Below are 13,405 nucleotides of genomic sequence, written 5' to 3'. Positions count from 1 at the left end.
AGCTTTCTATGATATTATTATATTGAAATAATTGGGATTAACAAAAGATTATGAAGTTAATGGGAGTTTAAGAGTAATTCAAAATTAAGCTAGGTCTAAGAGGAGAGTTAAAAATAAATGTTCACCTAAGATTGAGCTTAAAGTTAATACTTTGTAATTTAAACTACTGTTAATTTTTTTGAGTTAACAATAGGGTTCTAAGAAATTTCAATTAATAGTATGGAAGGAAGTAGAAATAAAATGAATAAGTTTAATATTTTAGTTGTTGAAGATGAAAAGGAAATAGCAGATGCTATTGAGATATATTTAAGAAACCAAGGATACAATGTGTTTAAAGGAAGCAATGGTTTAGAAGGATTAGAAATAGTTGAAAGAGAGGATATTCATTTAGCTATAGCGGATATAATGATGCCTAAGATGGATGGAGCAACAATGGTAATGAAGATCAGAGAGGAATATGATTTCCCTGTAATAATGTTATCAGCAAAATCAGAGGACATGGATAAAATTTTGGGATTAAATATTGGTGCAGATGATTATGTAACAAAACCTTTCAATCCTTTAGAGCTTCTTGCAAGAGTTAATTCTCAACTAAGAAGATATTCAAAATATTTAAATATGATGAAGAAAGATGAGAAAAAATCAAATGCTTATGCTATTGGTGGATTAGAAATAAATGTAGATAGAAAAGAAGTAACTTTAGATGGAGAATCAATAAAAGTAACTCCAATAGAATTTAAAATACTTCACCTACTTATGAGAAGTCCAGGAAGAGTTTTCTCAGCTGAAGAGATTTATGAAAGAGTATGGAATGAAAATGCAGTAAACACTGATACTGTAATGGTCCATGTAAGAAATATAAGAGAAAAAATAGAGATAGATCCAAAGAATCCAAAATATTTGAAGGTGGTGTGGGGCGTTGGCTATAAAATCGAAAAGCAGTAATTTAGAAAATAAAATAATTAAAACAGATGGAAAAACAAATTGGATTATTACCTTAATAATAGTAACTTTATTAGGAATATTATCTGTGGGAATGTGCTTATCTTACCCTATAATAGAAAAGAATTCAAAAGCATATGATGATAGTAATTATAGTTTGTTTAATAATGGAAATTTAAAACGAGAAATAAAGAACACTAATTATGCTATTTATTATGATTCTTTAGAGAAAAAGGCAAATGATGCAGGAGAGGAATTAGTCCCAGGAGAGAGTTTCTTTACTTTAAAAAGAGAGAATATAAATAAAGAAAATAGTCGTTATGATGAAGCTAAAAAGGAAGATATAGTAGAGTTAAATGAATCGGTTAAAAGAATGATTTTAGATTTAAATAATCTAGTGAACTTAAAAGTTTATGCTTTAGATGAAAATGGAGATTTAGTTTATACCAATGAAAAAAATCCATGGGTATTAGAAGGACTTGCTAAGAATTATCCTATGGGAAATTCAGATGTAAGCAGTAAATATAGATTCTCTGTAACTTTAAAATATGATGATAGAGGAAAGCTTACTATAGGTGATATTTATGGTGAGGATGAATATAGAGTTAAGCAATCACTAATCTCAAATAATGGTTATTATGAAGATTACATGCATTTAAACAATGAGTATGATGCTAAACCAATAGAAAATATGACCTTTGTGTATGCAGTCCCAAATACTTTAGAAGTTGGAGATGAGCTATACTATAATGAACTTAATAGAGACGACTATGCAATTAGGGATGCAAGTAGCATATTCGTTTTAGTAGGAGTTATAATTTCTGCATTATTAGCTTTAATAATACCATTTAAATATTCAAAGGATATATTATGGTTCAATAAGCTTTTAAAAATGCCTTTAGAGTTATTTTTAATTATAGCTTCCTGTGCTATTCCTATAATTGTGGAAAGTGGATCCTTAATAATAGCTCAAACCCTAAATGGTGATCTTTTAAATGTTCTAAAGAGTGCAGATATATGGTATTTAGATAGTATTGCATATATTTTAAATATACTTTTCTGGATATTTATATATGGAGGAATATTCTTTGGAATAACTTATATTAAGAATATTTTTAATATGGGATTCAAAAAATATTTAAGAGAACAGGTATTAATATATAGATTTAAAGAAGTTATATTTGCAGGTATAAGAAAAATATCAAGATATATTAAAGGAATAGATTTAAATAAGAAAAGTGATAAAGTACTTGTAATACTTATAGGAATTAACTTTATCTTAGTATCATTACTTTGCTTAGTTTGGTTCTTTGGCATATTTGGAGTAATTTTATATTCAGCAGCTTTATTATACTTTGGTAGAAAGTACGTTAATAAGTGGAAAGATGACTACAATAAGCTTTTAGAAAAAACTAAGGAAATAGCAAGTGGAAACTTAGATTCTAAGACTGATGAAGATTGTGGTTTCTTTAATCCAATGAGAGATGAATTAAATAATATTCAAAAGGGATTCAAAGCAGCAGTTGAAGAGGAGGTTAAGAGTCAAAGAATGAAAACAGAGCTTATATCAAATGTTTCTCATGACTTAAAAACTCCATTAACATCAATAATTGCTTACGTTGATCTTTTAAAAGGAGAAGAGGATGAAGAAAAGAGAAAGGATTATCTAGATACTCTAGATAAGAAATCTCAAAGATTAAAATATTTAATAGAAGATTTATTTGAAGTTAGTAAGGCTACTAGTGGAAATGTTAGCTTAAATATAATGAATGTAGATATTTCATACCTTATGAAGCAAGCTATCATAGAATTAGATGACAAAATAAGTGAAGCTGGATTAGATGTTAGGCTTTCAATGCCAGACAATAAGGTGATTTTACCTTTAGATAGTCAAAGAACTTACAGAGTCTTTGAAAACTTAATAGTAAATGTGGTTAAATATGCTCTTCCAAATTCAAGAGTATATGTAGAACTTCAAGATAGAGAATCAGATGTAGAAATTACTATTAAAAATATATCTGCAGAAGAAATAACATTCAATGTTAATGAAATTTCAGATAGATTTGTAAGAGGAGATAAATCTCGTAACACAGAGGGTTCAGGATTAGGGCTTGCAATAGTTAAGAGCTTCGTTGAACTTCAAGGAGGAAGATTCAATATAGAAGTAGATGGAGATTTATTCAAATCTATAATAAACTTCAAGAAGAACTAAAACAAATTTTCTTAAGAATTCTTAATAATTTCTTTTGAAATCTTAACATTAATCTTATAAAGGACTTAAAGATTAATCTATAAAATATCTATTAAGCTAGTTAGTTTTTAATTAGCCTAATGGATATTTTTTTTTATTAAGTTTTAAATGAGTGGAGGAAATAAGATGTTTGATTTCATAAAAGAATTTATTAAGGAACCTAAATTTATAGGAGCTATTGCGCCAAGTGGGAAAGAATTATCAAATAAAATGATAGAAGATATAGATTTTAAAAGTTGTGATTGTATAGTTGAGTATGGGCCAGGTACTGGAGTGTTTACTGAGAAGATAATGGCACGAAAAAGAGAGAATACTGTATTTTTAGTCTTTGAAACAAATTATGAGTTTTATAAAAGTCTAAATGATACATATGGACACAAGAAAAATGTTAAAATAATAAATGATAGTGCCGAAAATATTAAGTTTTACTTAGAAGAACTTAATATAGAGAGTATTGATTATATAGTATCTGGATTACCTTTTACTTCATTACCTAAAGAAGTATCAAAAGCTATATTAAAAGCTTCAATTGAGGTCTTAAAAGCGAATGGATATTTAATAACATTTCAGTATTCATTAGCTAAAAAGAAATTTTTTAATGAGTACTTCAATGACATGAAGGTAAAGAGAAGTTTAATAAATTTACCTCCGGCATATGTATTAACCTTTCAAGGAAATCAATCTAGAGTTTGTTCAAAAGTATAGAATATTGCTTTAAATATATTTTAGAATTCAAAAGTGACTTTGCATATATGAATTTATAAGTACGGATTTATAGGATAAAATAATCAAATAGTAAATTATTTAGATTATGTCAATTAGGATATCTTAGATTCTTAATAAATGTATTAAAGGTTATATAAAAATTAAAGGAGGGAGTCTTCTAATAAAAGTTTTATATTATTTAAGTTAATAGTTAATTGAATCTTAAATTATGAATTGAGATTAAAGTTACATTTCGAAATTTGATTAGTTATAAATAACTTTATAAAGATAAGTAGTGAAGTGTACAAATTAAATTTAAACTAAGGTAAAACAAAATTTTAAGTTACTTTTATTAGAATTTAGAAGAAGATTATGAGTGAAAAAATATTAGTGGTAGATGATGATTTAAGTATAAGAAACTTAGTTCAGGTATATTTAAAAAATGAAAATTTCCATGTTGAAACAGCTTCAAATGGAAAAGAAGCATTAGAAATGATAGAAAATGATGAATTTGATTTAGTTATTTTAGATATAATGATGCCAGAGCTAGATGGAGTATCAACTTGCATAAAAATTAGAGAAAAATATATGATGCCAATAATATTTCTTTCAGCTAAAGGGGAAGAAATTGATAAGATACAGGGATTAATAGTAGGGGCAGATGATTATATATCTAAACCCTTTGGAGCTATGGAACTTATTGCAAGAGTAAAAGCTCAGCTTAGAAGATACAAGAAGTTCAATCAGAGTACAAAGGATAAAAATATAATTGAAATAGAGGATTTAAGAATTAACACTAATACTCATGAAGTAACTATTAGGGAAGAGAATATTAAACTAACTCCAAAAGAGTTTTCTATATTAGAGTGTTTAGCAAAAAATAAAGGGGTAGTATTTAGCGTAGAAAAACTTTATGAAAGTGTTTGGGGAGAAAAATTTGCTGTTTCAGATACATCAATAGTAGTTCATATAACAAATTTAAGACAAAAGATAGAGCTAGATCCTAAAAATCCTCAATATATAAAAACTGTATGGGGAGTTGGATATAAAATATGAAAAAGAAAATCTTTAATAAATTAGCTTTTAGATTAATTTTATTAATACTAAGTAGTATATTAATTAGTATGGCTATTTCTTTTTTTATAGGCAATGGGTTTTCAATTTCAATACAAAATGAGTATATATATATTTCTTGGTATAACTCTAACATTCCAGGTGTTATTTCAATAGCAAAAGATCCTTATATACAGGGGCAAGCCTTATTAAGGGAGTTTAATTTTTATTCATTACTTATGGTTTTATTTCCAGTAATTATTTTTTTTATGATATTTTTAACTGTTATTAATAAAAGAATAAAATATTTAGAGTACATTACTAGAAGTTTAAGTGAGATTAAAAATGAAAAATATCTAAAAAAGTTAGATGTAATAGGAAAAGATGAAATTTCGGAATTAGCTAAAGGAATAAATATAATGTCTGAGAGATTAAAAGAAAATTATGAAAAAGAAAAGAAGAATGAAGAGGCTAAAAATGAACTTATAGTAGCAGTATCCCATGATTTAAAAACTCCTTTAACATCAATAATTGGGTATTTAGATCTTTTAAATGACAATAAATATGATTATTCAGAGGAACAAAAAGCATATTTAGATATTGCTTATAAAAAAAGTTTAGATTTAAAAAAACTAACTGAAGAATTATTTGAATATACTAAATTAGCAAATGACTACATAGAGTTAGAAAAAATAAAATTTAATATATCAATATTATTAAATCAGTTAATAGGAGAATATACTCAATTTTTTAATGAAAAAGGTATAGATGTTAAGATTGAAAATCCTTTTAGTGAAATTAATTGTGAGATAGACATACAAAAGATAATTAGAGTTTTTGAAAATTTAATAAAAAATGCAGAGAAATATAGTTATCCAGGTAGTAAGTTTAAGATTACGGTTGAAAGAGAACCAAATATTGTGAAGTTTATATTTGAAAATGAAGGAGATAAAATAGAAAAAGAAGATTTAGAAAAAATTTTTGAAAAAATGTATAGGCTAGATAAGGCTAGAAATTCAGAAAATGAAGGCTCAGGATTGGGGTTAGCTATATCTAGAAAGATAGTTGAGCTTCATGGTGGCAAACTGTGGGCAGAGTGTAATGAAAATAAAATAAGTTTTAACATGACATTACCTATATAAATTTAAAATAGAATTAAAAATAAATATTAAATAAAGGATACTTAAAACTCAGTAGATTAGAGTTTTATTATAAGAAGTATAAATTAGCTTAAAAAGATTTATGGAGTTTAGCTGATTTATACTTTTTTTATTATCTTATATTTGGTTGTGCTTAAAAAAAGAAAAAGTCAAAAGTTTAGTTAAAAGTTAATATCTATGTAAAGTATAGTTTAAATAAAAAATAAACTCTTAATAATTCTTAATAAATTTCTAGATTATATCTTAATAAAGTTTTTTTAATATATGAGTATAGAAATTAATAAAAAGGAGAATTAGTTATGAGTAAAGATAGATATGATAATTTAAAAGCTATGAAAAGAAATGACATGATTTTTAGAAGTGGGGTTATAGGAAGTACTTTAGGAATAATTATTTTTTATAAATTTTATTTAGCTTTAGCGGTGATAATAAGCACATTTACAGCTTATTATTTTATAAAAGAAAAAAATACTAGAGTTAAGCTTAATAAGGCATAAGGAAGAGGTAAATATTATGAAAGAGATTATTTATTTTCTTACATGTTTAGTGCAACCTATATTTTTACCAATTCCAGAGGTTGTAACAGTTCTTGCAGGAAGTGCAGCATTAGGATCGTTTAAGGCTTTTATTTTAGGACTTTTAGGAACTACAATAGGAATTTTAATTATGTATTTTTTATCAGTTTTAGGAGCTAAAAAAATAATAGATAAATTAGTAAATAAGAAGCATTTAGAAAAATATAAAAGCTATGTAAAAAGAAACGAAATATTATTCACAGGATTATTATTTATATTTCCAATATTGCCAGATGAAATTGTATGTGTTGGAGCAGGGGTTACAGGAATATCTTTAAAGGTGTTTTTACCTATAACAATATTATCAAAATTAATCACTTCATTTACTTTGGCATACTCATGGGAAGTGGCAAATATTTTATCTTTAAGTAAGATGGAACTAGTGCTTATAGAATTAATAATTTTAATTTTATTAGTTTTAATAAAAGAGATATTCAAATTAAGGAATCTGAATAAGAACGTAATTAATTACTATAATTATTAAATTACTTTTTGTTTTTTTATGATTATGCTTTGAATTAATGCTAATTTTAGTAGAATTTTATCTGCGGAAAATAATAGCGTTAAGAGACTTTTTCTGTTTGATGCGTATTTCTTAGTAATACGATATAACTAAAGTTCTATTATATAAGTGAAAATCCAAATTTAAATTGGGACTTTCACTTATAATTAAGTTTGGTCTTAAGGATTAGATAAAATTAACATTCAATTAAAGTAGAGTCTTTGTTATATATCTGTAATTATATAAGATTTAAAGAAAATCATAATATTAATTAAAAAATATGCACCTAATTTAAATTCTTCAAAGAAATATTCATTTTTTCACTGAAAAATATAAAAAATAGATTTTGTTAAATTTTACAAATGTGGTATAATGCTCGACAGAAGAAATGAAGAAGAAAAAAGGGGCATAAACATATGGAGAAAAAGAGAGAAAAGAGAATAACAGGTAAGCTTCTTATAGGCAATTTAATTATGATAATTGGAATAGTTGCCTTTGTTACTTTATATGGAGCAGTTTTTGGAAGCTCAAATAGTCTTATAGGTGTATGCACTGTAACGGCAATGCTTATGTATGGATCAATTCACTTAAGCTTAAAGTTAAATGAAGCTATCATAACAACTATATTATCTTTTGTTTTAATGGGAATTTCTACTCAGTTAAGTTCGTTAAATCCATTTTTAGGACTAGCAATAAACTTTATAAGCGTATTTATAGTAACCTATTTAGTTACTAATAAGATGGAAACTAAAGCTTATTTACCATTTATATTATGTTATGTTTTTATTGGAGGAACACCAGTCACTTGGAGAGAATTTCCTATTAGACTAGTGGCTCTTTTATTTGGAGGAATACTTATATCTTTAGTTTATTATTTTAGTCATAGAAAAAAAGATGATTCAGATCATATGAATATTACTGAAATGATAAAAACTATGGATAAAAATACACTTCAATTTAACTTTTCTTTAAGAATGGCAGTTGGTTTATCAATAGCTATGTTTATAGGAAGTGTGTTTGGCTTCCAAAAAGCAATGTGGATAAGTATAACAGTAATGTCAATAACTCAACCACATTTTGGTGATACAAAGACAAGAGTAAAACAAAGATTCTTTGGAACTTTAATAGGGGCAGCAATATTCATTTTATTATTTGTTTATATTGTTCCTTCAAATTTTAGTACCTTAGTTTTACTTGTTCTAAGTTATATTTATACCTTTGTTAAAGAATATAAAGTGCAAATAGTTTTTATAACAATGAATGCTTTAGGAGCAGCAATGATTTTATTTGAACCAGGAATTTCAGTGCCTATGAGGATAGGATTTATAAGTGTCGGGATAATAATAGGTTTAATAGTGAACAAAGTTATTTATGGAAAATTAAAATTAGATAAAGAAGATGAAGAGATAGAGAAAATCTGTAGATCTATGGATAAAGTAAGTAATGGCTTTTAAGGAAGTTCTATTTATCATAACCTCTAGTTAGAATTGTCTTACAGGTTATCTGAAATTTGTACCAAGACATTTATAAAAAAAGAAATAAATTAAAACAGAGCCTATAAATAAAAATGGAGTAAAAGTCTTTCATATAAAAGAGACTTACGAAATATAAGTAATGGTTCAGTAATCTAGCTATTCAAAAAGTAAATAGTAGGGGGAAGACCATTAATAAAAGATGATAGTAAAGTTTGTTTAATAACTTTACTATCTTTTTTATTTTAACTAATATTCCTTTTAAAAATATTAGTTCTATTTTAGTTATTTAAAATTAGTTTTAGATAGAATAAGGATTTTCATAAAAACCACATCGCTATATTAAGAATATAGGTTTTTAAGAGGCGTATATATAGTATGTATAGTTATTTTAGTGGGAGGAATTTATGAAGTTAAAGAAATTATTAGCTTTAACAACAACATTACTTTTAAGTACATCCTTATTAGGAGGAATAGAAGTATTATCAAAAGAAAAATTTAGCATACCTATGGAAGGATTAAAAGGATATTGGACCTTTGAAGAAAGTAGTGGAAATACAATAATAGATGAAAGTGGAAATAGTAAGAATGCTACTATTAGAGGGGATGGAGTTATTATAAATAATGGAGTGAGCAATAAAGGATTAGAACTTACAGGAGAAAAAGGAACTTTTTTGAGTATTCCGTCTATATTAAACATGGCAAATGAGGACTCAACAGTTTCTTTTTGGGTAAATATAGATGAAGAAACTTCTGATAATAGAGTTGAAAACACAATTCTATTACAACAGGAGGGGGCAGGGCGCTCAATACTTTATTATGCTCCTAGTAATCAGAGAGATAGGTTAGGATCTTTTGTTGGTGGAAGTAATATTTATGGAGAAGAATCCTTAGAACAAGGAAAATGGTATAACTTAACCATAGTAAGTAAAAAAGATAAAAAAGAAATTGATTTTTATGTAAATGGAAAGCTAGATAGTACACATACTGTAGGAGCATTTCCAAATTCTAATGATCCTCTAAGAATTGGAGATCATAAAGGAAATGATGGGTATGCCTTAAATGGAATTATAGATGAAGTTTTAATATATGGAAGAAGTCTATCTGAGGATGAAATAAGCAATATATATTATGAAAATGCAACTATTGATTCTTTAAAATTAAATCTAGAAAATTTATTAAATGAAGCTAAAGAACTTTATTCTTTAACAAATGGAATGATTGAATCTTCTTTAAATGAAAGACTAGAAAATGAAATGATTTTAAGTGGAAAATTTTTAGAAAATGAAAGTACAAATAAAGAAGAATGTTTAAATAGAATAAATAATTTGAAGAAAATTATTGAGGAAGTAAATGATTTTGTAAATGAAGAGCTTAAAGATAAGGTTGTAATAAGCTCTAATATGGACAATGTCTTTAGAACTGTAGACAAGGCTTTATACGGTGCTAATCATAGATATCATAAGGATGGATATGGTTCATATGATAGTGAAAACTTAAAAATTAAAGAGGAATTTGATGTGCTTTATGATGAATCTTCTTTCGGTTCTGTTAGATATCCAGGAGGAAAGGTTGCAAACCTTTTCCAGTGGAAAAGATCAATTGGAGACGTCAGTGAGAGAAAACATACAATTCATGGTGATCCAGAGCAAGTACCAGAGTTTCCTTACTTTGGATTAGATGAGGCTGCTAGATATGCTGAAGATAAAAATAGTGAATTTATTTATGTTTATAATATGGGAAATGGAAGTAAAGAGGATGCTGCTGATTTAGTTGAATATTTAAATTGTGAAGTTGGAGAAAATCCAAATGGAGGAATAGATTGGGCTCAAGTCAGAGCTGATAATGGTCATCCAGAGCCATACGGAGTAACAAATTTTGAAATTGGAAATGAGTTTCAACTGGGCGAGCAAGGATATTGGATAAATAATACTTCAGATAGATTAGCTTCATATATAGATGGAGGATTAATTAACTTTACAAATCAGTATGTAGTTGAAGAAGAGGATTGGAGAAATAACACAGCTGGAAAGAGTAACGGAAAGCCTAATCAAGAGAAGGAAATAAGATATTATCCAATAAAAGAAGAAACATTAGTTTTGAAGGTTGGACAGGAAATTTGGACAAGAGTAGATTCACTAGAAAATAGTGAAGGAGGAAAAGTTTTTGAATATGATAATTCAACAGGAAAAATAAGTTTCGGTGATGGAATTAAAGGAGACATTCCTTCAAATAATTTAGATATAAAAGTTTCTTATAGTGCATATAGAGATGGATATGTTGATTATTATGAAGAAATGAAAAAAATAGATCAAAATATTAAGGTTTATTCAAGCTATGATTCTCATGAATTTGTAAGAAGAATGGGGACTAACAAGTACTATGATGGAGTAGTTATTCACCCTTATTCAGGAACAATAAACAGTTCTGATCCTAAATATTATGAAAAGATACTATATAGAGCTGAGGAGAGAGTAGCAGATGTTAAAGCATATGAAGATTTAATGAAAGCTACATTAGGAGAAGAAAAGAGTAAAGATAAAAAGGTGGTTGTTTCAGAGTATGGAATGTTTAGAGATGATAGTAGATTTGTAAAATCTCAAGTAAATGCTCTTTATACAGCAAAATCTTTAATAGGCTTAGCTGATATAGCCTCTGTTCCATATGCAAATAAACATTGTTTAATAGACTTCCCTGATGGAGATCTACTAGGACCAGGTCAACAGGCTATAATTCAAAGTATAGTGAATAAGGAGACTGGAGAAATAGAATTTGTAGCAACCCCAACAGCTAAAATATTCACTTTATTTAATAAGATGACAGGAAAGCATGTTCTAGAAGAAAAGGTAATAAATAATAAGCTTTTAAATATTGATGGAAATAGAAATTTAGAAGCAGTTGAAACTATGGTAAGTAAGGATGATGAAGGAAATCTTTATTTAATGATGGTTAATTCTGCTAAAGAAGAAATAGATGTAAGAGTACAAATTCAAGGCTTTGATTTCGCAGGAAAATCAGGAAACATAATGAGAGTCGATGGACCAAGTTATGATGCTGAGAATACTGTGAATGATAAGGATAATGTTGTTGTTGAGGAAGAGGATTTAAGCCCTTCTGAAAATTCATATTTAGATTATAAGCTTACTCCTCATTCTGTTACTGCTATTAAAATAAGCAATGAAGAGAGTGATTATAAGGGAGAACTTCAAAATACAATAAATGAATTAAGAGCATTATATGAAGATAGCGTAGAAGGATTTAATCTTGGAGAATATCATGAAGGGGCTAAGGCTAGATTAAATGAAGTTTTAGATAAGGCTCAGCTAGTATTAGAAAAAGAAAATTCTACTAAGGAAGAAGTAATACAAGTACTACAAGACTTAAAATTAGCAAAGGATAGTTTCAATAACTTTAAAATATTAGAAACAACTGGAGATTTTAATAATAATAAAAAGATAGATATAGGAGATTTAGCTCTTGTTTCAAGAAATTATAATTCATCTAATAGCCCATATGACTTAAATGGAGATAGATTAGTTGGAGAGTATGAACTTAATTTCTTAAACTTTAGAATTTTAAATTAGATAATATATTTTATAGATAAATGATATTTAAAACTTATTAAAAAAATTAATAAGGATAATTAAGTAGGGTTCAAAGTTTATACTTAAATGATTAAGTTTTTAGTAAAATAAGTTTCTAATAAATAGAGGTTGTGCTTCAACTTCTACCAGAGAAAAAACTAGAAAGTTTTTTGGAGAGATGGTAGAAGAGAAGGCAGCCTTTTTTTATTAGCTTTTGGTAATATGATATATAAAAAACAACTATAAGTTTTAATTATATAACAAGGATAAAGATATTTCACAGTGATATAATTACTTATAAGAGAGGGTTTCTATAAGATAATCAATTTATAAATAAGCTTTGTTTTAAGTTAATTTTTACTTTTTTTAGTGCTTTAGATTTATGAAATAAAATAATTAAGATTCATTATAGTAGATTTAAAGTTCTATATGAGGTTAACATTGTTTTAAAACAGAGCCTATAAATAAAAATGGGGGGAAAGGCTTTGATAAAAAAAGAACTAGAGAAATATAAGGCATATAATGAAATAACACCTAATATGGGATTAAGCGATAAACTGGCAGTAGATAGAACCATATTAGCTAAAGAGAGAACGGACTTGGCTTATTTTAGGACAGCTGTAAGCTTTGTTGTAGCAGCAATAACTTTGTATAAATTATTTGAAGGAAATGCTTGGGGAATATGCACGGCCTTAATACTTATTATAAGCGCTATATATGTAAGTATTAGGGGAATAAAAGTATCTTTAATTACAAAGAAAAGGCTTAATTTAAAATAGGCCTTTTTTTTATATAAAAAATATTATATTAGCATTTTATTGTGAATATATATTGTGCATATGAAATATACATGTAGAGTTGATTTTTTATGGTGTAGATATTAGATAGTTAAGTTAGATTATCTAAAATTAAAAAATAATATATGAAAATAAATATTTATAAGAACAATATTATATTAAGGCCACAAAGTAATTGTTATTGATAATAGGAAGATAAATTTATTGTTAAATAAGTTTATTTTAAGTTAAAAATAAATTTAAAAAGTATAAAAGAAGAAAATTGTATAAAAAAGTAAAAAATGTCTAGAGTTTTTTTATTATTTTAATAATATAAATTAAAAAATAATTAAATTTAAAAAAGATATAAAAGTACAATATTAAT

10 protein-coding genes are annotated in these 13,405 nt (G+C 26.5%); all 10 read left to right on the top strand.

What is annotated here, in order from left to right; translation table 11 throughout:
* Positions 1-240: 240 nt before the first annotated feature.
* The 10 genes from OIF33_RS11870 (at position 241) to OIF33_RS11825 (ending at position 13,023) form a co-directional block, all read left to right on the top strand.
* Entirely contained in the window at positions 241-945 is a 705-nt protein-coding gene (locus tag OIF33_RS11870) for a response regulator transcription factor (RefSeq protein ID WP_322504472.1), read from the top strand.
* Complete coding sequence (locus tag OIF33_RS11865) at positions 920-3,154, top strand: MFS domain-containing histidine kinase (protein ID WP_322504471.1); 2,235 nt, start codon at positions 920-922, stop codon at positions 3,152-3,154. The genes OIF33_RS11870 and OIF33_RS11865 overlap by 26 nt, the downstream gene beginning before the upstream one ends.
* Positions 3,155-3,319: 165 nt before the next feature.
* A complete protein-coding gene (locus OIF33_RS11860; RefSeq protein WP_322504470.1) occupies positions 3,320-3,898 on the top strand; it encodes a class I SAM-dependent methyltransferase in 579 nt (192 codons plus the stop codon).
* A 372-nt stretch (positions 3,899-4,270) separates the two neighbouring features.
* Entirely contained in the window at positions 4,271-4,954 is a 684-nt protein-coding gene (locus OIF33_RS11855) for a response regulator transcription factor (protein ID WP_322504469.1), read from the top strand.
* Positions 4,951-6,093: a HAMP domain-containing sensor histidine kinase gene (locus tag OIF33_RS11850; protein WP_322504468.1), complete on the top strand. Its 1,143-nt coding sequence runs from the start codon at positions 4,951-4,953 to the stop codon at positions 6,091-6,093. Before OIF33_RS11855 ends, OIF33_RS11850 begins: the two co-directional genes overlap by 4 nt.
* A gap of 317 nt (positions 6,094-6,410) precedes the next feature.
* A complete protein-coding gene (locus tag OIF33_RS11845) occupies positions 6,411-6,608 on the top strand; it encodes a hypothetical protein (protein WP_322504467.1) in 198 nt (65 codons plus the stop codon).
* A 16-nt stretch (positions 6,609-6,624) separates the two neighbouring features.
* The gene (locus OIF33_RS11840) at positions 6,625-7,170 is read left to right on the top strand and encodes a VTT domain-containing protein (RefSeq protein WP_322504466.1); all 546 of its coding nucleotides are present in this window, start codon (positions 6,625-6,627) and stop codon (positions 7,168-7,170) included.
* A 434-nt stretch (positions 7,171-7,604) separates the two neighbouring features.
* Complete coding sequence (locus OIF33_RS11835; protein WP_322504465.1) at positions 7,605-8,642, top strand: FUSC family protein; 1,038 nt, start codon at positions 7,605-7,607, stop codon at positions 8,640-8,642.
* 425 nt (positions 8,643-9,067) lie between these two features.
* Entirely contained in the window at positions 9,068-12,244 is a 3,177-nt protein-coding gene (locus tag OIF33_RS11830; protein WP_322504464.1) for a LamG-like jellyroll fold domain-containing protein, read from the top strand.
* A 485-nt stretch (positions 12,245-12,729) separates the two neighbouring features.
* On the top strand, positions 12,730-13,023 hold the full coding sequence (locus OIF33_RS11825) for a DUF202 domain-containing protein (protein WP_322504463.1): 294 nt from the start codon (positions 12,730-12,732) through the stop codon (positions 13,021-13,023).
* The last annotated feature ends 382 nt before the right edge of the window (positions 13,024-13,405 follow it).

Source organism: Clostridium sp. LIBA-8841 (assembly GCF_034439435.1).
In the GTDB taxonomy this organism is placed as follows: Bacteria; Bacillota; Clostridia; order Clostridiales; family Clostridiaceae; genus Sarcina.
This window is presented reverse-complemented; position numbering and strand designations above follow the sequence as displayed.

Excerpts from the sequence above, each read along its gene's own strand:
- OIF33_RS11830 (WP_322504464.1), top strand. The coding sequence starts at position 9,068 with ATGAAGTTAAAGAAATTATTAGCTTTAACAACAACATTACTTTTAAGT.
- OIF33_RS11850 (WP_322504468.1), top strand. The coding sequence starts at position 4,951 with ATGAAAAAGAAAATCTTTAATAAATTAGCTTTTAGATTAATTTTATTA.
- OIF33_RS11835 (WP_322504465.1), top strand. The coding sequence starts at position 7,605 with ATGGAGAAAAAGAGAGAAAAGAGAATAACAGGTAAGCTTCTTATAGGC.
- OIF33_RS11840 (WP_322504466.1), top strand. The coding sequence starts at position 6,625 with ATGAAAGAGATTATTTATTTTCTTACATGTTTAGTGCAACCTATATTT.
- OIF33_RS11860 (WP_322504470.1), top strand. The coding sequence starts at position 3,320 with ATGTTTGATTTCATAAAAGAATTTATTAAGGAACCTAAATTTATAGGA.
- OIF33_RS11870 (WP_322504472.1), top strand. The coding sequence starts at position 241 with ATGAATAAGTTTAATATTTTAGTTGTTGAAGATGAAAAGGAAATAGCA.
- OIF33_RS11845 (WP_322504467.1), top strand. The coding sequence starts at position 6,411 with ATGAGTAAAGATAGATATGATAATTTAAAAGCTATGAAAAGAAATGAC.
- OIF33_RS11855 (WP_322504469.1), top strand. The coding sequence starts at position 4,271 with ATGAGTGAAAAAATATTAGTGGTAGATGATGATTTAAGTATAAGAAAC.